This is a genomic window from Providencia rustigianii DSM 4541 (assembly GCF_000156395.1).
Lineage (GTDB): Bacteria > Pseudomonadota > Gammaproteobacteria > Enterobacterales > Enterobacteriaceae > Providencia > Providencia rustigianii.
The window spans coordinates 164,832-185,181 of record NZ_GG703821.1; the positions used below are offsets into that span (position 1 = coordinate 164,832).

The following is a 20,350-nucleotide window of genomic DNA, read 5'->3' on the forward strand; positions in this document are numbered from 1 at the left end:
AAAATAATTTGGGTGATCATCATCATTGGTCATAAAATGAACTGATCACCCAAAGATTAATAATTGAATTATCTGAACGAGATATTTAATTAACTCTATATCCGCCATGCTTGCTGGCAAATAAATTAAATTTACCCCATTCAATTAATAATAATTCTAATTTTTGATGGCTCATTTTACACAGGGTCGATATTTGAGAAACCACAAAATGGTTTTCACTCACCAACTCCGCAGAAAATACTTCAGCAATTAATGCACACTCTTTTGCTGTCACTAACCAACCATCATTTGTAGCAAATTTATGGACAGGAACCATTCCGTCTTTAGGACTTTCTTGGGACAATAACTTGTCTTCATCCTGCTGAGCTTGATGAAAAGCAGCAATTTCTTCTTCCGAAGGCACCGGCTCGACGCTTTCCTGATTTTCTAAGAAAAGATAAACTTCTTCTGCTCGAGCAGGGGTAAGTTCGCTTTTCAACCAAATCCGATTAAAACAATGTTCCGTCAATGAATCATCAGTATCCAATTTATCCATGATTTGTAAAATACTCATCATGGCGCTCACTGCGTTTTCACTCATCATAAAGGTATCTGGCGCAGCGTTATTTTGGATCTGGTAAGGATAAACTACCGATGACGGCAGTTTTCCTTCAATTATAAATTCATAGCTCATCATTTGCTCCCAATAAATATACTACCTATAAGATGGAGGCGAATGATTTAAAAATCAATCCTCTGGATCATATCCTAAGTTAGGCGCTAACCAACGTTCTAATTCCGTGACACTCATACCCTTACGCTTCGCATAATCTTCGATTTGATCTTTTTGTACCTGAGCAACTGCAAAATATTTACTATCAGGATGGCTAAAATACCAGCCTGATACGGATGCCCCCGGCCACATTGCGTAAGAACTGGTGAGCTGCATACCAATGTTCTCTTCAACGTTCAGTAGTTGCCAGATTTTTTCCTTTTCAGTATGTTCTGGGCAAGCCGCATAACCTGGAGCAGGACGGATCCCTTGATAATTTTCACGGATCAACTCTTCATTACTTAAGCTTTCTTCTTCCGCATAACCCCAATAGTGGATACGCACTTGCTGATGAAGATATTCCGCAAAGGCCTCGGCTAAACGATCCGCCAGCGCTTTGAGCATGATTTTGTTGTAATCATCATGAGCATTTTCATATTGTTCAGCCAACGCATCTTCTTCTAACCCTCCCGTAACCGCGAATGCGCCAATATAGTCCGCTTTTCCGCTCTCTTTTGGTGCAACAAAATCCGATAAACAATAGTTTGGAAAATCAGTTTTTAAGGTTTGTTGGCGTAAATTCAAGGAAACTGCTTTCACTGAATCACGGGCAGATGATGCATAGATCTCTATATCGTCTTGCACTCGGTTCGCAGGGAAAATACCAAAAATACCTCTCGGCGTAAGCAATTTCTGGCGATCGAGTTCATCCAACATGGCATTCGCATCTGCCAAGACTCTGCGCGCCTCTTCACCAACTACCTCATCTTGTAAAATACGTGGGTACTTACCTGCCAGCGACCACGTCATAAAGAATGGTGTCCAATCGATATACTCACGCAACGTCTTAATAGAAGCCGTGACTTCCTGCACACCTAAAAACTTCGGCGTAGGTGGTTGATAGTTTTCCCAATCGATTTTTACACCATTTGCTCGAGCGACTTCTAACTCAACGGGTGGCGTTCTTGGTTTTTTACGTGCATATTGCTGGCGCACGGTTTCATATTCACGGCGGGTACGCGCCACAAATTCCTCTTTTTGGGTATCCGACAGTAAAGCGGCAACAACACCGACGGTGCGCGAGGCGTTTTGTACGTATGTCGTCGGGCCAGAATAGTTTTGCTCAATTTTTACCGCGGTATGCGCTTTTGAGGTTGTCGCGCCACCAATTAATAGTGGCAGCGTAAATCCTTGCCTTTCCATCTCTTTCGCCACATGCACCATTTCATCAAGAGATGGAGTAATTAATCCTGATAATCCAATGATATCCACATTTCTTTCACGGGCTGTTTTTAAGATTGTTTCGCAAGGCACCATCACGCCTAAATCAATGATTTCATAGTTATTACACTGCAGAACCACACCGACAATATTTTTGCCGATATCGTGAACATCGCCTTTAACCGTGGCAAGCAACACTTTTCCAGCACTACTTCCCGACTGTTTTAGCTCTTGAATATAAGGCTCTAGGTAAGCAACCGCCTGTTTCATGACTCGCGCAGATTTCACTACTTGCGGTAAAAACATTTTCCCGTCACTAAACAGATCGCCCACCACATTCATTCCATTCATTAACGGGCCTTCAATGACTTCAATTGGACTCGCGGCACGTTGACGGGTTTCTTCAGTATCCTGAATAATAAATTCGGTGATCCCTTTAACCAAAGAATATTCTAAGCGTTTCTCTACTTCCCAACTGCGCCATTCCGCTTGTTGGACTTGCTGCTCTTGCCCGCCCGTTCCACGGTATTTTTCCGCAAGGTCTAACAGGCGTTCGGTGCCATCCTCTCGACGATTAAGGATCACATCCTCTACCGCATCTTTTAACTCTGCGGGAAGATCATCATAAATCGCTAACTGTCCCGCATTCACAATTCCCATGTCCATCCCATTACGGATCGCATAGTATAAAAATACCGCATGGATCGCTTCGCGCACGGGATCATTTCCGCGAAATGAGAAAGATACATTAGAGACACCACCAGAAATCAGCGCATGAGGAAGCTGCTGTTTGATGTCTTTACACACCTCAATAAAATCAACAGCATAATTATTATGTTCTTCAATTCCGGTTGCGACAGCAAAAATATTTGGATCGAAAATAATATCTTCTGGCGGAAAACCGACCGTTTCAGTGAGGATTTGGTAAGCCCGACGGCAAATTTCGATTTTACGTTCTCGGGTATCTGCCTGACCAACCTCATCAAATGCCATGACTACCATTGCGGCACCGTATTTACGGACTAATTTGGCATGCTCAATAAAGGTATCCACACCTTCTTTCATAGAGATTGAGTTTACGATCCCCTTACCTTGAATACATTTCAGTCCATCTTCAATCACGCTCCATTTCGAGGAGTCGATCATAATCGGCACACGGGCAATATCGGGTTCACCGGCGATCAAATTAAGGAAACGCACCATGGCGGCATGGGAATCTAACATCCCCTCATCCATGTTGATGTCGATAATTTGCGCCCCACTTTCCACTTGCTGGCGCGCAATATCTAACGCTTCTTGGTAGTTTTCTTCTTTAATTAAGCGCTTAAATTTAGCCGAGCCAGTGACGTTTGTGCGTTCGCCTACGTTAACAAACAAAGACTGAGCACCAATATTCAGTGGTTCTAAACCGGAAAGACGACATTCCACGGGTAATTCAGGCAATGGACGAGGTTTGATACCCTCAACGGCTTCCGCCATTTTTTGAATATGAAGAGGCGTTGTCCCACAGCAGCCGCCAACAATATTTAAGAAACCCGCTTCCGCCCATTCACGAATTTGCTGTGCCATGTTTTGTGCATCAAGATCATATTCCCCGAAGGCATTTGGTAGCCCTGCGTTAGGATGAGCACTCACATAGCAATCCGATATTCTCGATAGCTCGGCAATATATTGGCGTAATTCATCGGGACCTAAAGCACAGTTCAAGCCAAAAGATAGCGGCTGAGAGTGACGCAATGAATTATAAAATGCTTCCGTGGTTTGCCCCGATAATGTCCTGCCGGAGGCATCAGTGATCGTCCCTGAGATCATCACAGGCAAATGAGTCCCTAACGCTTCAAATTCCGTTTCTACCGCAAAGATCGCCGCTTTGGCATTCAGTGTGTCAAAAATGGTTTCGATCATGATCAAGTCGGCACCGCCCTTGATCAATGCGCGAGTAGATTCGCGATAAGCTTCCACCAGCCGATCAAATGTCACATTTCGAAATGCGGGATCATTAACATCTGGAGAGATCGATGCAGTACGGTTTGTTGGACCTAAAACACCCGCAACATAACGTGGCTTTTCAGGGGTTTTACGGCTCCATTCATCCGCACATTCTCGGGCAATTCGTGCTGCCACTTCGTTGATTTCAGCAGAAAGGGATTCCATTTTGTAATCCGCCATCGCTATCGTCGTGGAGTTGAATGTGTTGGTTTCGATAATGTCAGCACCCGCCGCAAAATATTGATGATGAATATCGCGAATAATATCAGGCTGGGTAAGGACGAGTAGGTCGTTGTTGCCTTTTACATCACTGGGCCAATCGGCAAAACGTTCCCCACGAAATTGTTCTTCTGTGAGTTTATGGCGTTGGATCATGGTGCCCATTGCGCCGTCTAGGACTAAAATTCGGTTTTTTAATTGTTGTTCTAATTGATTTTTCTTGCTGGACACTGCACTGTCCTCCTGAAAGTTAAAATCCTTCGACTCAATAAGCTCTAGAGTGTCAACGACCTGATGATTAATTGAATTAGAAATAAGTTAAATTTGTATAAATCACATCCTACCATAACTTATTGCCATAAAATGTTTGCTTATGATGAGACTTTTTCAGGTTGTTGCAGATCTAACTTTTCACTGATCCGATGAGTATTTTGCAGTGAAATCATTCATAATAGAAACGAATATTCATTCCTGTCAGGAGACACTAATGGCGGCTTCACCAATTACTAAAAAAATAAAGAAGGCAAAAGGTCCCGCTAGCGGTGCCACGGCAGCCGGACAAGTCCAATCTTTAAGTCGCGGGCTGACACTTTTGGAATATATTTCTGAATCTACTGGGGGGATCGCCTTAACTGACCTCGCATTACAAGCCGGGCTTCCTAACTCAACAACCCACCGTTTGTTAATGACGCTTGAACAGCATGGTTTTGTGCGCCAAACAGGGGATCTCGGTTTGTGGGTCATCGCTTCCCATGCATTTATCATCGGCAGTAGCTTCCTTGAGAGCCGTAATTTATTAGCCTTAGTACACCCGATATTACGCCGATTAATGGATGAATCAGGGGAAACGGTTAATTTAGCGATTTTAGACTACACCGAATACGATGCGGTTATTGTTGATCAAGTACAGTGTAATGCATTAATGCGAATGTCTGCGCCGATTGGTGGGAAATTACCATTGCATGCTTCTGGAGCCGGAAAAGCCTTTATTGCCAATCTTCCTGAAGATCAATTAATTCCATTACTTAGTAAAAAAGGTCTCCATAGCTATACGCCACACACACTGACTAATCCATCTGCGCTCAAAGAGAATCTACAACAAGCTAAAAAACAGGGATTTTCTTATGATGATGAAGAGCATGCACTAGGATTGAGATGCATCGGTGCGTGTATTTATGATGAGCATAAAGAAGCATTTGCTGCGATTTCCATTTCAGGACCGCTATCGCGGATCACTGACGATCGTATTACGGAATTAGGCGCGATGGTGATCAAAGCCGCTAAAGAGATCAGCCATGAGTATGGTGCAAACCGCTAAGGCTGACTAAACAGTGCGGGATCCCCCGCACTCGACATCTTAATCACCTTGCTGATTAGATGAATTATCCGGTTTATTCGACTTCAAAACGTGCATAAATTTTGTCAACATCCAGGAATGGCGGGTAACGAAGATACATCGCAAGGTAAATCAAGTTGATCATTTTCTAAAACAGGAATATAACACTGGAAAGAAAAAGAGGTGCAGGTATTATCCTCCTTAGATATTATCTCTATATCGAATTCATCTCTTTTCGTGAGATTGTAAAAAGGAAGCAAATTCATGTAAATATGGTAAATGAAATGAGAATAACTTTTATGGGAACCAGTAAACAAAAAACCAGCGTATAAACCTGAGTTTATTTCAAATTGTGTATTAACCTGTTCAGAATTAGTCCATATAATGGTCGTTATTAACACTCCATTGTTAAAATCTTTTCCCAAAGAAATTTTATTCGAAAGATAAACCGTTTTTGCACTTATCAACCTTTTATTGATTTCTCTTAACCTTACTTTTGATTGCTCTCCAGTATACGGAAGTTTTTCCTTATGCTTAAACAGAAAACCATCTATAGTTTTTTTATCTATATGGTAAAGCTTAGGATATGGAAATAAATCATTAGTATCGCGATGTCCAATCATACCTTGGAATGTCAATAACTTATTATTTCTATATTGAAGAGGTGTGTAACCCGTATTTTTTTTAAACTCTCGAGTAAACGTTTGTTGTGAATCATAACATAGCCTTGTTGATATACTAGATAATGATAAGCTTGTTAATCTAAGAAGAACAGCTGCTCTGCTGATTCTACGTAATTGGATGTACTTACCTATTGAAAAACCTATTTTGTTTTTAAAAATTTTTTGTAAGTATCTTCTGCTATATCCAGAATAAGAGACTAAACCCTCAATATCAATATGCTTTATTTCAATATTTTCTTCTATATATTGAGTTACTGAATTTACAATCAAATTTTTTATCATTACAAAACTAGCCTTAAACCAGTAACTATTATGGATAAGATGAATTGTTATTTAATATCGAATAATCTTTATAGCATACATTGATAGTGCACAATTAGCTAATACAGAAAAAAATCAGAAGATAAAATCCACTTTAAGTAGCCACTTAGATGCATACTAATACGTTCATATTTATTTTAAATAATAATGTCATTTTCTTTAATGTGGAGACATAAAATTAAACCCATAATAACCAGCATGCTACCTAATATAGTAGTATTACAGTCGTTAATAACATACTGGCAACACCGTTTATATTATTTATATGCATTTGATTTTATGAGGATAATTTATGACAATACAATCACTCTCTAATATTTTTAGCTGTGCACATCGCCTAATTCCAGGAAATACAAACCAAGAACATTTAAGATTACTGATAGACATATCTACAATACGAAGTGATAAGATTATTAATGCACTAAATGATTACTTTGTTTTGGGTGAAAGCAGGGCTAATGTGTGCGAAAAATATAATGTCAATCAAGGTTATTTATCATTGAAAATAAGGGAATTACAGGGATTAAGTGCCCAAGTATATAATTTATTTCCTTATTATGCATAATCGTTGATGAATAACTCAATTTAGAATGTCGAAGTAAAGAGGGCTAAATATAGCGGTCAAATCCCAGACTAGTACCAATTAAAGGTCCCTTAATCACATAGCCCTCTCTCCTTTTCCCCCAATACAAGCAAGAAAAAAGCAAAAGGTCGCATGGTTTTTCCGTGAACAATTACTGGACAACTTTCTGTTTCCTTGACAGCTTTCAATCTCATACTGAGATTGCTTCAAATACCTCTCGTCTAATTCCTCTTAGCTGAGCCCCCATCTTTGTTCGATAGTAGAATCTTTGAGTTAGAACGAGTGATTTCTCGTGTTATGTCGATCTATGCCTTAATTTTTCTGCCTTCAAGATACTAAAAAACGCTGTAACCCCATTGTTCCAACAATTTTCTTAGTAAGCGTTATTTACTCTGGTAACGCCAAAGCCATTTCCAGTAAACCTCAGCGAATATAATCACTTCCTTGAACACTATAAGCATGACTTTAGTGGATTATCTTCATGACTAAAAAACCGTTATAAATATCTTACTCATAAGCTGGCTATTGGGTGATCATGGCATGTCTATTTAAGTAGCGAAATTAACTATACCTATATTCAAATAGTATAACAAAGACACTCCGCATTAAATACAAAATAAATAAACACTCTATTTAGATGTTACAGATTTCCACTTTTCTTGATTAGTACAATATTCACTTTAGTATTTTTAGTATTTTTAGTATTTTTAGTATTTTTGGTGTTTTTAGTATTTATTGAGAATTGTTTGTTTTTGATAACAATCCATATATTAATATTTAATTAATTTACGTATAAAAAAAACAATAAACCCAACAAAACCAATAAAATTAAATTTGAACTTTAATTTCAAAAAAAATTAAAATACAATATAACAATCTAAAAATTCAACAAATAACAAAACTAAAAACCAAAAAATACAAAAAGATCAGAAAAACTAAACGCTAAAATATCATTTTTTTATTATTTTGATCTTTATTTTTTTTATTTGAATATTCTATAATTCACTTAACAGAGATGATTAAGTTAATAACATTTCACTTGAGTGACATATGGAACTCTTTAATAAAGATGAGTATTTATTTAGAGAAAAACCTGGTTGGCTTGTAAAAGGAAGGGTTAATAAAGGGCATTTTAAACTACTTATTGAACTGTCACAAATACGAAGCTCTAAGAGTATTTATGCTCTTGAGGAATACCTTGTTAAAGGTAAAGAGTTAAAAGACGTATGCAATGAGTGTGATATAACGCCATCTAAATTTACTAATTCATTACGTAAATTGCAAAAAATCAGTCAGTCTGTTATTTATGCGCTTCCTTACTATAGAGGTTAAACTGAATTTTATATAAAAAATTATTTAGAATAATTAAAACATATTGATATGTGTTTGTTCTAGAAACGGATATTTCATATGAAAATTTCAATCCTATTATCAGACGCTCATCAAACAAGAGAAAAGTTTTAATTATTACTTTTAAAGTTGCTTTAATTGTTAGTGATTGTTAATTTTAAGAATATTAAACCCATGGAATAAATATAAAACAAATATGAGAGAACAATTACTTACTCAGTCGCCTTATCGACTACACCCTGGAAAAGTAGATAAAAAGCACCTTATGCTTCTTATTAATATTTCCTCAATCAGGAGTAATAAGGTAATAAATGCACTCAACGATTATTTTGTAGAGGGAAAAAAAAGAAAAGAAATATGTGAAAAACACAAAATAAACCAAGGCTATCTATCAATAAAGATAAATGAATTACAGGAAACAAGTTTAAAAGTATATAACATTTCCTATTTTATTTTAAAATAAAATAATGTTTTTTAAATAACATGAAAATTCACCTAGTGGAGTAAGCATAAAGCATATTTATTATTAACAGTGAATAAATATGTTTTCTGGTGATTCCACCCAAATAACTAACAATTTTGAAGGAGATTTTTATATGAAAAAAACACTGATTGCTATTATTTTAGGTAGTGGAGCTTTTATGGCAGCTAATGCTTCAGCTAACACGGGTACCATTAATTTTAATGGTAAAGTCACTAGTGCTACTTGTGATTTAGCTCCATCAGTAAATGGAACTCAAGTGTCAGCTATTGATTTAGGAACTGCAACGCTAACAACCGATGCAAATGCAGTAGAGTTTCAACTAAAACCAACCGATTCTAATAGTGACTGCTTGACGAAAACAAGTGCTCGAATTGAATGGTCAGGTCCTATGGATAGCAATGGCTTTACTAACACTGCTCAAACTAATGCCGCACAAGGATTCTATATGAATTTACGTGCAACAAACGCTACAACAGGTAATGGCGCTGCAAATATCAAAGATACATACACTGTAATTGACTATAACCATACAGCAGCAATATCTTCATTTAACTATACAGCGCAGTTGAAAAGAAACACGAGAGCCCAACAAACCCAAGCTGGACTCTTTAATACAGAAGCGTCTTTCGTAGTTACTTATCTGTAAGTTAAATCATTATGCTGGCGAGCATGCTTATGTATGCTCGTCATATTAATAGGTTATATATGAATAAGAAAACACATCAGCTATTTAAAATCTTACTGTTGTGTTTAGTTGGAAGTAATTCTTATACAGCAGAAGAATTAAATCTACAATTTATACGACACAATTTTGGTCAAAACAGACAAGATATTGAAGAATTCTTTAATAACTCAACAATCTTGCCGGGTACCTATACTTTAGATGTAACGTTAAATGGAGAGAATATAGGACGAACAAAATTAGAGATAGGTGATGATGATAAAGAATATATCTGCTTAAAAGATGAATGGTTATCTCGCCTAGGCATTATTATCGATAAAGAGTTCTACAAAAAACATTATAATGCTCAAAGAGAGTGTTATGACATTGGAAAAGAAAAAAACAGTGTCATTAATCTGGATAACAGTTCACAGATTATCTCTTTATATATGCCTCAGGCCGCATATATAAAGAAAGATAATATTGAAAGTGAATGGGACTATGGCGATACTGGTTTTAATTTAAGTTACGATACTTATCTGAGTAAAAACGATGAAAACTCGACACTCTACGGTAATATGGAGGGTAATGTTAATTTTGATAAGTGGGTTCTGTATGGTCGCGGTTATAAGTACGAACATGATAAATTCACAACTGAGAATATAAATTTATCTCGTGCAATAAAATCTCTTGAAGGTGATTTAATCATTGGTGAAACATACACAAATTCATCTCTGATGAACAGTGTCAGTTTTTACGGTGTGCAATTGCGAAGTAATAATGCAATGACACCAGAAAGACGAAGCAACTATTCACCGATTATAAACGGGATTGCAAAAAGCAATGCCAGAGTGACTATTAAGCAAAATGGTGTTGTGCTGTACTCACAGATAGTTCCTCCTGGCCCTTTTAATATCACCAATATTAACGGTATTCGTTCAGGTGAATTATTAATGACGGTAACTGAAGAGGATGGCAGCGAACAACAAACCCGTATTCCAGTGACTTTGATTGCGAATTTACTTTCACCAGGACATTATAACTACGATTTTGCCATAGGAAATAAAGAAGCGACTTGGGAGCCTGATAATATTTTTGCATATGCAAGTATTGATTACGGTTTCAATCTCTTCACACTAAATGCAAACTTATTATTTGATAAACATTACAGCAATGCAGGCATTGGCGCGGTAAGCTCACTTGGTGACCTAGGCGCTCTTTCCATTAGCGGGAATGTATCACGCGCAAAAAGCAAAAGCGAAACAGAACAAGGTTATAGTACATCAGTCAACTACTCAAAGAATGTAGGTGTAAATGGTAACCTGCAGATTATAGGTTATAGGTTTTCTTCAGAAGGCTATACCCAATATGCTAATTACGATTATACATCACCGAAAAAAGACAAAAAGGAAAAAGAACGTTATGAGGTCACTCTTACTCAACAATTTCCTGAGCTTGGAGGGGCTTTTTTCAGTCTTTCTGGATGGCAAAATTTATACTGGGAGGGAAGCGACATCATAGGTGCAAATGCATCATATACACAAAATATTGGTGCAGTTAATCTTTCGCTAAATAGTAGTTATTCCAAAGATGATGGAAAAAAATCTGATTATATGTTGGGTTTAAATATTAATATTCCGTTTAACCACAATGAGCGTCGATATTATACCAACAGTGGAATGACATATAACCGTAATTCCGGTATGAGTTTTAATACGGGTGTTTCTGAAACTCTGACATCAAACTTTAACTATAATGTTAATGCGACTAAATCAAGAGATAATGAGGGTATATCATTAACGACAAACTATACATCTAGTATGTTCAGAACCTCTGCATCTGTGTCTAAAAACCGTCATAGCACAAACGCTTCCGCTCAAATTGGAGGCTCAATTATTGGTGTGAAAGACGGTGGCATTATGTTGACTAGTATGAACAATAGCAGTATCGCTGTCGTACAAATGGATGGAATATCTGGTTATCCATTCACAAATGGCGTAGAAAGTGACTGGCGCGGTCGTATTGCCTATCCATTGACAGCTTATATGGATAACAATATCCGAATTAATTCAGATAAATTGCCTAGCGATATTGAAATTACTGAAAATGTAGCAAATATTGTTCCAACTAATCGAGCAATAAAGCTGCATAAAGTAAAATATAAAAGTACAGCTCGGTATATTTTAAAAGTATATGACAAGAATGGTTTTGTCATTCCTATGGGAACGGTTGCTAAAAATAGCAAAGGAGACGTTATTTCCTTTGTCAATAATAATGGAATTTCAATTTTAAATATCGAAAAGGATGATAAAAAAATATTTTTTGGTTCATGTTCCATAAATATTTCCAAACTAAAAGACAACATTTCTAAAATTCAGGAGGTACATTGTGAATAAAATTTTGAGTATTATCTTCCTTTGTATATGCAGCTCATTCGCGAATGCAGCATTCACTCTTGACAGTACCAGATATATTTATGATGAAGGGCAACAAAGTGTATCGGTAACCATTAACAATGACAGTGGACATAAATATGGAGGTCAAGTATGGATTGACAACATCAATAAAAATGATGAGCAAGTATTTTTTTCTCCGAGCCCGATGGTTTTTAAGCTGAACCCAAAACAGAGTCAAATAGTTAGAATTGTTAATATCAATGATGATTTACCAAAAGATAGAGAATCGCTCTTCTGGCTTAATGTTCAAGAGATTCCTCCTGCTGCAAAAGGGGAAGGAAGTTCATTATCTTTGGCAATCAATAGCCGTGTAAAATTAATTTATCGACCAGCAGTGCTAAAAAATGGTCGTGACGATGCAGAAAATTCGATTAAAATTATTAATTCAGGAGCTGATACTTATCTTCAAAATACAACACCATATTATTTTGCGATTAGTGAAGTTAAAGTAAATGGGAAACTTATTGCGCTAGACGGTGATGTAAAAGATAAATTAGGGAAGTTTGCTCCATTTTCGAAAGTTAGCCTAGGAAAAATAAATAGCAGTGATAAAATTTCTATAACTGCATTTAATGATTATGGCGTTGCAACTAACTATAATTTAACTCGGAGTAAATAATGAAAATAAAATATAAGATATTATTTTTCATATTTTTCATATTTAACGGAAATATAGCATTAGCAGAATGTATCAGCGGAACAATTACAGTTCAACCCTATAATAGTGCGCATACTTTTTCATTTGACTCAAGTATTAAGCCAAGTAGTAATATAGCACAGTACCGAATTTTAATTACTGAGAAAATTGTTTGCAAGGCAAATAAAAGCAGTTCTGCTGGAAATTATGCTGAATTAATTCTTCGCGTAACCGCTCCATCATGTTCATATATTAATGGAGAGGGTATTGTATTCAGTTCAAATATAAACGGGCTGACATGGTTATTTCCTAGAGGTATTCCATTCAACTGTAGTAGTAAGAAAATAGAACTTCTTAGCTCAAGAACAGCGGATGCGAATGGTTATGTTACTTGGAATCCTGGAGAACTAGATTATCGTATATTCTTAAGACAGGATAACTCATTTGATTTTAGTAAAAGTAGAACGTTTTCTGTTAATTCAATATCAGGAAGTGCTGGATTAGATGGCGGTGCAAATATAAACTTTGTTGGGAGTTCGTTTAATTATACTTATACTAACGCAGCTACGTGTACTCTAACTGCACCTAGTGAGATAAATTTTAACACGGTAACTACATCTAACGTACTTGAAGGAAAATTAAATCGTAATTTAGATTTAAGAGCAGAATGCCAAAATAGAGGGGCTAGTTTAGGACTAAGTTTTAAATTCGAACCTGAGCATAAAAATATTTCTGCAAACCAGCAAGGAATATTTTACGCCAAAAACTCAACCGGTAGTCTTGGCTATAAGTTAACGAAACAAGGAGACTCCTCTATTATTCCACTTAATGAATTTATCAAGTTGGTTGGTGAAGATAAAGTAAATATAAACGCAGGAAATACTATCAAACTATTATTAACACTTCAAAAAGGCGATGGGAAAATAGCGACTGGTAAGGTAGAAACATTTCTAAAAATTACAATGGAACATATGTGATGAAAACTACATATAAAATAATATCCATTATATATATATTATCGGGTCTACAGATAGCTCAAGGAGCAACCACATCAACCCAACTTCCTATTAAAACAGAGGTTAGGATTCCAACATGCCAATTAGAATTTGATGATTCAATGGATTTTTCTGCTGTCAAGGTCGATGATATTATTGCTGCACGTGCAGCCTCTAAAGAGACCGCAATCAATCTCAGGTGCGATTCCCATGTTGATAATGTGCAACTTAAGTTTGTTCCTGGAAGCAGTAAAATATCGTCTGATAAGAAAGTGATGCACTCAGGTACTACCGGGTTAGGGTATACTTTACAGTGGTCACGTGCAGGTGTAGGGTTTTCAGATATTCTTTTTAATACTCAGTATTCATGGAGTAATAGTGATTCTTACGAAAAGGAACTGAACGGAAAATTGATGCTGAAACCTGTTACTTTTCCCGGTGAAACTCTAACAAAAGAGGGAAAAGTCATCTCCATAATCAATATAGAGGTTACATATGGCTAAAATAGTTGCGGCGCTATTTATTTTAATTGCTACTTTAAACACTGTTTATGCATCACAAAGTGTAAAAAAGCCACTTAATGTATCTATAATACTCTCTAAGGCTCAATGTAAAATAAACAATGGTTCAGGTGTATCTGGAAGCTATCTTTTGCCTATGATAAACACATCTGGAAAAATTGTGGGTTCCAAAAACTACACTACTGTACCCATTATGATTGACTGCACCGCGGGAGGAAATATCAACCAGCTCGAAATTACATTCGGAGATAATTCAAATAAAAAAATAGATTCAACAACATGGTCTACGACTAACAGTAATTTAGGAATAAGATTTAGCTGGACAAAAGACAAACAGCAAAACTTTAGTCTAGGGAGTGTACAGGATATAAATAAACCTAATTGGATGGAAGCTAGTAAGAAATTTAATGCATCAGTGGATGTATCTCCTGTTGTTCTTAATCAAAAGATACAAGGTGGTCAATATACATCTTCACTTCCTGTGACTATAACATTTATATAATTTTATTCAGATTAGGGCGACGTTTGATACATGAGTATAGTGCGAATCGCTAAGACTGACTAAACAGTGCGGGATCCCCCGCACTCGACATCTTAATCACCTTGCTGATTAGATGAATTATCCGGTTTATTCGACTTCAAAACGTGCATAAATTTCGGCATATCGCGATATTTTTCAATCAGCGCCAAAGCAATTGCTTCAGTTTCCGCATCAGCTAACCCATCAATATCTCTTGGGCGAAAATGCAATTGAAATGCCCGCAGCGTTCTTTTAGTTTCAGCATCTAGCTTACCCGTTTGCGGTATCCCTGCGTACCCATAAAATTTCAAAGCTTTTTGCAGACGCAAGACATTCGCAGGCGCGTTAACCTGACGTCCAGCTAAATGCTTTGTCACCGTTTGTGGATCTGGCCATGCACCAATGCCATGCAATGCTAATGCTTGCCATGGAAATGCTCGCCCAGGATCTTGCTTACGTAATGGCGCAATATCACTGTGTCCAATCACATTTTCAGGCGGGATACCATAGCGCTGCATAATATCACTGAGTAATGGAATCAGAGCATCAATCTGAGAATCATTGAAAGGTTGCCAAATATCCTGACCATTTTTTCTCACTAAGCCTTCATTAACGATTTCAATGCCTATCGAATTATCATTCAGACTATGATGATATTGCCAACGGCTATCTCCCGCATGCCAAGCTTTCAAACGCTCAGGAACGAGTTGTAAAATAACAGGCTGTCCATTTTTTTGTTCAGGCTGGCTCGGGATAAGATAGTGGGAACTCACCTTTCCTTTGGTCAAAATCTTAATCGAATGGGCATCATCAGAAACCGTGTAGTGCAAAACAATATACTGAATGCGCTCACTGGTATTCCGTGATGGGTGGCTTTGGTCTAGGAAGTAACCCGTTTTTGACGGTGTTGTTGAACAGCCAACGAGTAGGAATATAATAGATATCCATATCGCCCTATACATTTGAAATGACCCTTATTCCATCTTGAATTGTCGCTCATTTAATCACACCGCTATCGATAACACTATCAAAACGTCTCTCAATAGAGGTATTAAATATAAACAAAATTTATAATAAATAATGAAATAGGATTATCAGAAATAGAGAAAATAAAAACATTTTAGTGAAATATTTTAACCTAATAGTGTTTTTATTTACTTTATTATTTCAACCAATAAACTCATTATATTATTACGATTAATAATATAATTAATTTTCACTATAAAAAATCACATTAATGCTATCGTAGTATATTTTAACATTAAGACTATTTGATTATTATGCCGCTTATGCAGCAATTTCTCTTTCCCATTCAAATTGTTTTATTATCATTTTTGTGATCTCGTTAATATCAATATCCAAAAATATCGCTATTTCGATTAATTTATCTAAACTAAGTTTATTAATACCGAGTTCATAACGAGATATTTGCTGCTGACTTAATTGAATAATTCCGGCTAGCTCTTGTCCAGACAACCCTTTACTTACTCGTGCTTTGCGTAAATGGTTACCTAATACTGCATAGATATTTTGTTTTCCCACTACGTACATATTTACCCCTTATATAAGTAAAAATTAACTCTTTTAATTATTATAAAAATAATTCATCCATTTTGAAATAGTTATAAACAATTGAAAGTATATTAATTGATAGGGAATAAGGTGAATAGTAAATAATTAAAATGTCTCTTTAGCTTATCTAATTTGTAATTCATTGCTTTTTAATATTTTTCTCATTCCATAAACACTAAAATTCATATTTAACATCTTAGTTTTAACTTTGTATTTTTAATAAAATTTTACAATTTCATTAGTTCCAGAAATGATTCGTAACTAAAAACCGCTTTAAAATGAAGTTTAATTTTTATAAATTAATTTATATCAGTGATCTAACCTGCAATTTTACAAGATTTATAGCTCTAAACTTCAATCTTCTATGGTCGAGCATGATTATCTAAAGACTAAAATCCCCTCTTTTCCTTTCAAATATTGCGAAAGCTCAGTATCAATAACTTGAAAGTTTTTGTGCTGTGAAGACGCATGCCGAAACAGGATTTTATTATTTTCACGGATCACAATCCCTACATGGGTAACATCGAGTCCGGAAGACGGTGAATAAATACCAATATAATCCCCAGTTTTTAACTGCGATAATACTCGATGGTCAATAAATCTTACCGGAATATAATGAATAACCCGTGATTTACTGTCTAAACTTGAAATATACCTCCCTCCATTTTCTTTTAAATTCAATTGCTTATTTACAGATATTGTATGAGGGCTAAGCTGACTAGTAATATCATCTACTAGGCGATCATGCTCCTGGGACCAATCAGTAAAAAAATGGCGGCGACTATCGAAAGCGACCTTAGCATCGATATAACGTACTTTCTCTAAATGCTGGGAGAACTGCTCAAGGTTATCTGCATGCTTAAAAGCTTCGCTATATTCAATGAATGTCATACAGTCCATCGCTTTTAAATCAATAACTAATCTCTCCGGTAATAATGGATTCATATTCAATGTACGATTGTTATAAGGCGTTCCTAACAAGATTGTAGTCGCATTAATAACCTTCTGCTCTGTACTCTGGTTCTGCCCAGCTGAAATGACATTTTCTAATAGTTTATAAGAGCCCGCGGTGAGCACCACTTCATTCAACTCATTGGATTGAATACACCCTGAATAAAGTAGGAATGAGACAAAAAATAGCCCGATACGCTTTATCGATTTCAGTATGCTCATACATTTCCTACTCAAAATACCATCATGATTTCAGTGAATAAGCTCATTATAGCCATTATTTATCCACCTCAATGGATAAATGTTCGCGACTAATCTCAAAAGCCCCCAAGCTGTTTGTTTTTGACACAGATCACAGATAAGTGGAAATATTCAATTTGATCATTGCAACCCATGTATTTTCATTGAACAATGTTACCGGTAACATACGAAGTAACAAAAAGTGGTCTATGCCATAACGAGAATTGGTAAGAATCAATAAAAAACACTTAATACAAGCGTATAGAAACAATACTGCCTGCATTGTGGAGCCATTATCATGAGCAATAATATTCCAAAAGTAACGCCTTCAAGTAAGGTCAATGATGTCATTCAGCAGATCACCCAGCGCATAATTTCTCGCTCACAACCAACACGAAAAGCGTATTTAGAGCGAATTGAGAATGCCCGTAGAACGACCGTTCATCGTGCCGAACTTGCCTGTGGAAATCTGGCTCATGGTTTTGCCGCCTGCCAAAGTGAAGAAAAACAAATTCTCAAAAGCATGACTCGCTCAGATATCGCGATCATCACCTCCTACAACGATATGCTTTCCGCACACCGTCCCTATGACAGCTATCCAGAAAAACTTAAGCAAGCCTTATTAGAAAATGGCGCTATCGGTCAGGTTGCTTCTGGGGTTCCAGCGATGTGTGATGGGGTGACCCAAGGGCAGGATGGGATGGAACTCTCATTGCTCAGCCGTGATGTGATTGCTATGTCTACCGCCATTGGGTTATCCCATAATATGTTCGATGGCGCACTGTATTTAGGGATCTGCGACAAAATCGTTCCCGGATTAATGATTGGCGCACTCTCCTTTGGGCATCTTCCCGCCATTTTTGTTCCTGCGGGTCCAATGAGTACAGGCTTACCAAACAAAGAGAAAGTTCGCATCCGCCAGCTGTACGCAGAAGGAAAAGTGGATCGTAGCGCACTGCTTGAAGCCGAAGCTGCCTCTTACCATGGTATTGGAACCTGTACTTTTTATGGTACCGCCAACTCAAATCAGATGGTGATGGAAGTGATGGGGCTACATCTACCCGGCGCCTCTTTTGTACCACCAGACTCTCCACTGCGCGATGCATTAAATATCGCTGCGGCTCGTCAAATAACACGATTGACTGAGCAATCTGGCAACTACTTGTCAATTGGTCAGCTGGTCGATGAGAAAGTGATCGTCAATGGGATTGTTGCGTTACTAGCAACCGGCGGCTCGACTAACTTAACTATGCACCTTGTGGCCATTGCACGAGCTGCGGGGATTATCATCAATTGGGATGATTTCTCTGACCTTTCTGCGATTGTTCCACTCATTTGCCGGATTTATCCAAATGGGCAGGCGGATATTAACCAATTCCAAGCCTCTGGCGGCGTGCAATTATTGATCCGCCAATTACTCTCGAAAGGTTTATTACATGATGATGTCAATACCGTCGTTGGATTTGGATTATCTCGCTATACTATGGAGCCATGGCTAGATAATGGGCAACTCGCATGGCGCGAAGGTGCTGAAGCGTCTTACAATCTTGATGTCATAGCTGATATCAATCAGCCATTTTCTGCCCATGGCGGTACGAAATTACTGTCCGGAAATTTAGGCCGTGCAATGATGAAAACATCTGCGGTGCCAGTCGAAAATCAAGTGATTGAAGCGCCAGCTATCGTATTCAATAACCAGAACGATATTGCACCTCGTTTCGAAGCCGGAGAATTAGATCGCGACTGCGTGATCGTCGTGCGTTTCCAAGGCCCTTCTGCTAACGGAATGCCTGAATTGCATAAATTGATGCCACCCCTTGGCGTATTATTGGATAAAGGCTACAAAGTGGCGCTGGTGACTGACGGACGACTTTCCGGGGCTTCCGGTAAAGTTCCCTCTGCAATTCATGTCACTCCAGAAGCTTATAATGGCGGGTTACTTGCTAAAGTCCAAGATGGGGATCTCATCCGTGTTGATGCTTTGACTGGCGAGATTTCACTCTTAGTGGATGAGCATGAACTGGCGGCTCGCCAACCATACCAACCAGACCTTAGCGCTGAGCGTGTCGGCTGCGGTAGAGAATTATTTGGTGCATTAAGAACACATTTATCAGGCGCTGAAGAAGGCGCTTGTAGTCTCAATTTTTAGCACTCTAAGCTTAATAGGATTAAATATGAATAATTGGAAAATGACCGCTGAAGATGTTCTAAAACAAGGTCCTGTTGTTCCTGTCATTGTGATCAATAAACTCGAACAAGCCGTTCCATTGGCGAAAGCTTTACTTAAAGGCGGCGTTAAAGTTTTAGAAGTCACATTACGCACAGAATGTGCGATTGACGCGATCCGCTTAATTGCTGAAGAAGTCCCAGAAGCGATTGTTGGCGCAGGAACCGTGATCAATGCTCAGCAATTAGATGCAGTGACTAAAGCGGGTGCTCAATTTGCTATCAGCCCGGGGCTAACCGAAGAACTACTTGCAGCTGCAACCAAAGGCACTATTCCATTAATTCCAGGTATTTCAACCGTATCAGAGCTGATGGCTGGTATGAATTATGGACTGAAAGAATTTAAATTCTTCCCAGCGGAAGCCAATGGTGGAGTGAAAGCGTTAAAGGCGATTTCAGGTCCATTCTCTCAAGTTCGCTTCTGCCCAACGGGTGGAATTTCTCTTGCTAATTACCGCGATTACCTCGCGCTCGATAGCGTGTTATGTATCGGGGGCTCTTGGTTAGTACCGGAAGATGCACTGGCTGCTGGCGACTATGAAAGAATTACTCAGTTAGCGCAAGAAGCGGTGCAAGGCGCGAGCGCATAATTGAATGGTAGGTCACCTAATACTGAGGTGACCTACTTGATTTT

Annotated in this window: 18 protein-coding genes; 12 read left to right on the forward strand and 6 right to left on the reverse strand. The window is 37.7% G+C overall.

The features are described from left to right. Nucleotides 1–85 precede the first annotated feature (85 nt). A complete protein-coding gene (locus PROVRUST_RS16665) occupies nucleotides 86–676 on the reverse strand; it encodes a hypothetical protein (protein WP_006816072.1) in 591 nt (196 codons plus the stop codon). Nucleotides 677–727: 51 nt separating this feature from the next. Next, nucleotides 728–4,411, reverse strand: a complete 3,684-nt coding sequence (metH, locus tag PROVRUST_RS16670; protein ID WP_006816073.1) for a methionine synthase — start codon at nucleotides 4,409–4,411, stop codon at nucleotides 728–730. A gap of 256 nt (nucleotides 4,412–4,667) precedes the next feature. On the opposite strand from metH, the gene iclR reads away from it, so the two are divergent. Next, complete coding sequence (iclR, locus tag PROVRUST_RS16675) at nucleotides 4,668–5,498, forward strand: glyoxylate bypass operon transcriptional repressor IclR (protein ID WP_006816074.1); 831 nt, start codon at nucleotides 4,668–4,670, stop codon at nucleotides 5,496–5,498. A 104-nt stretch (nucleotides 5,499–5,602) separates the two neighbouring features. On the opposite strand, the gene PROVRUST_RS16680 is transcribed toward iclR, so the two are convergent. Next, complete coding sequence (locus PROVRUST_RS16680; protein ID WP_006816075.1) at nucleotides 5,603–6,481, reverse strand: helix-turn-helix domain-containing protein; 879 nt, start codon at nucleotides 6,479–6,481, stop codon at nucleotides 5,603–5,605. 331 nt (nucleotides 6,482–6,812) lie between these two features. On the opposite strand from PROVRUST_RS16680, the gene PROVRUST_RS20380 reads away from it, so the two are divergent. The 9 genes from PROVRUST_RS20380 to PROVRUST_RS16725 all read left to right on the forward strand — a co-directional run bounded on the left by PROVRUST_RS20380 (nucleotide 6,813) and on the right by PROVRUST_RS16725 (nucleotide 14,709). Then, a complete protein-coding gene (locus PROVRUST_RS20380) occupies nucleotides 6,813–7,085 on the forward strand; it encodes a PapB/FocB family fimbrial expression transcriptional regulator (protein WP_006816076.1) in 273 nt (90 codons plus the stop codon). Between the two features lie 1,068 nt (nucleotides 7,086–8,153). Next, nucleotides 8,154–8,435, forward strand: coding sequence for a PapB/FocB family fimbrial expression transcriptional regulator (locus PROVRUST_RS16690; RefSeq protein ID WP_006816077.1), 282 nt, complete (start codon nucleotides 8,154–8,156; stop codon nucleotides 8,433–8,435). Between the two features lie 214 nt (nucleotides 8,436–8,649). Next, nucleotides 8,650–8,916 carry a PapB/FocB family fimbrial expression transcriptional regulator gene (locus PROVRUST_RS16695; protein WP_006816078.1) on the forward strand — a complete coding sequence of 89 codons (267 nt, stop codon included), beginning with the start codon at nucleotides 8,650–8,652 and terminating at the stop codon, nucleotides 8,914–8,916. Nucleotides 8,917–9,049: 133 nt separating this feature from the next. After that, the gene (locus tag PROVRUST_RS16700; protein ID WP_039855782.1) at nucleotides 9,050–9,583 is read left to right on the forward strand and encodes a fimbrial protein; all 534 of its coding nucleotides are present in this window, start codon (nucleotides 9,050–9,052) and stop codon (nucleotides 9,581–9,583) included. A 59-nt stretch (nucleotides 9,584–9,642) separates the two neighbouring features. After that, on the forward strand, nucleotides 9,643–11,994 hold the full coding sequence (gene pefC, locus PROVRUST_RS16705) for a PefC/AfrB family outer membrane usher protein (protein WP_039855785.1): 2,352 nt from the start codon (nucleotides 9,643–9,645) through the stop codon (nucleotides 11,992–11,994). After that, nucleotides 11,987–12,673, forward strand: coding sequence for a fimbrial chaperone (locus PROVRUST_RS16710; RefSeq protein ID WP_006816081.1), 687 nt, complete (start codon nucleotides 11,987–11,989; stop codon nucleotides 12,671–12,673). Before pefC ends, PROVRUST_RS16710 begins: the two co-directional genes overlap by 8 nt. After that, entirely contained in the window at nucleotides 12,673–13,668 is a 996-nt protein-coding gene (locus tag PROVRUST_RS16715) for a fimbrial protein (RefSeq protein WP_006816082.1), read from the forward strand. The genes PROVRUST_RS16710 and PROVRUST_RS16715 overlap by 1 nt, the downstream gene beginning before the upstream one ends. After that, nucleotides 13,668–14,189 (forward strand): hypothetical protein, encoded by a 522-nt coding sequence (locus PROVRUST_RS16720; protein WP_006816083.1) that lies wholly within the window; start codon nucleotides 13,668–13,670, stop codon nucleotides 14,187–14,189. The genes PROVRUST_RS16715 and PROVRUST_RS16720 overlap by 1 nt, the downstream gene beginning before the upstream one ends. Beyond that, nucleotides 14,182–14,709: a hypothetical protein gene (locus PROVRUST_RS16725; RefSeq protein WP_006816084.1), complete on the forward strand. Its 528-nt coding sequence runs from the start codon at nucleotides 14,182–14,184 to the stop codon at nucleotides 14,707–14,709. Before PROVRUST_RS16720 ends, PROVRUST_RS16725 begins: the two co-directional genes overlap by 8 nt. Before the next feature lie 92 nt (nucleotides 14,710–14,801). On the opposite strand, the gene PROVRUST_RS16730 is transcribed toward PROVRUST_RS16725, so the two are convergent. The 3 genes from PROVRUST_RS16730 to PROVRUST_RS16740 form a co-directional block, all read right to left on the reverse strand. Next, nucleotides 14,802–15,689 (reverse strand): N-acetylmuramoyl-L-alanine amidase, encoded by an 888-nt coding sequence (locus PROVRUST_RS16730; protein WP_006816085.1) that lies wholly within the window; start codon nucleotides 15,687–15,689, stop codon nucleotides 14,802–14,804. A 325-nt stretch (nucleotides 15,690–16,014) separates the two neighbouring features. Then, the gene (locus PROVRUST_RS16735) at nucleotides 16,015–16,278 is read right to left on the reverse strand and encodes a helix-turn-helix domain-containing protein (RefSeq protein WP_006816086.1); all 264 of its coding nucleotides are present in this window, start codon (nucleotides 16,276–16,278) and stop codon (nucleotides 16,015–16,017) included. A 399-nt stretch (nucleotides 16,279–16,677) separates the two neighbouring features. Continuing rightward, nucleotides 16,678–17,472 (reverse strand): N-acetylmuramoyl-L-alanine amidase-like domain-containing protein, encoded by a 795-nt coding sequence (locus PROVRUST_RS16740; RefSeq protein ID WP_006816087.1) that lies wholly within the window; start codon nucleotides 17,470–17,472, stop codon nucleotides 16,678–16,680. A gap of 316 nt (nucleotides 17,473–17,788) precedes the next feature. Between PROVRUST_RS16740 and edd the strand changes: the two genes are divergently transcribed. Both edd and PROVRUST_RS16750 read left to right on the forward strand, forming a co-directional pair. Next, nucleotides 17,789–19,639, forward strand: a complete 1,851-nt coding sequence (gene edd / locus PROVRUST_RS16745; RefSeq protein ID WP_006816088.1) for a phosphogluconate dehydratase — start codon at nucleotides 17,789–17,791, stop codon at nucleotides 19,637–19,639. A gap of 25 nt (nucleotides 19,640–19,664) precedes the next feature. Continuing rightward, nucleotides 19,665–20,306 carry a bifunctional 4-hydroxy-2-oxoglutarate aldolase/2-dehydro-3-deoxy-phosphogluconate aldolase gene (locus PROVRUST_RS16750; RefSeq protein ID WP_006816089.1) on the forward strand — a complete coding sequence of 214 codons (642 nt, stop codon included), beginning with the start codon at nucleotides 19,665–19,667 and terminating at the stop codon, nucleotides 20,304–20,306. The last annotated feature ends 44 nt before the right edge of the window (nucleotides 20,307–20,350 follow it).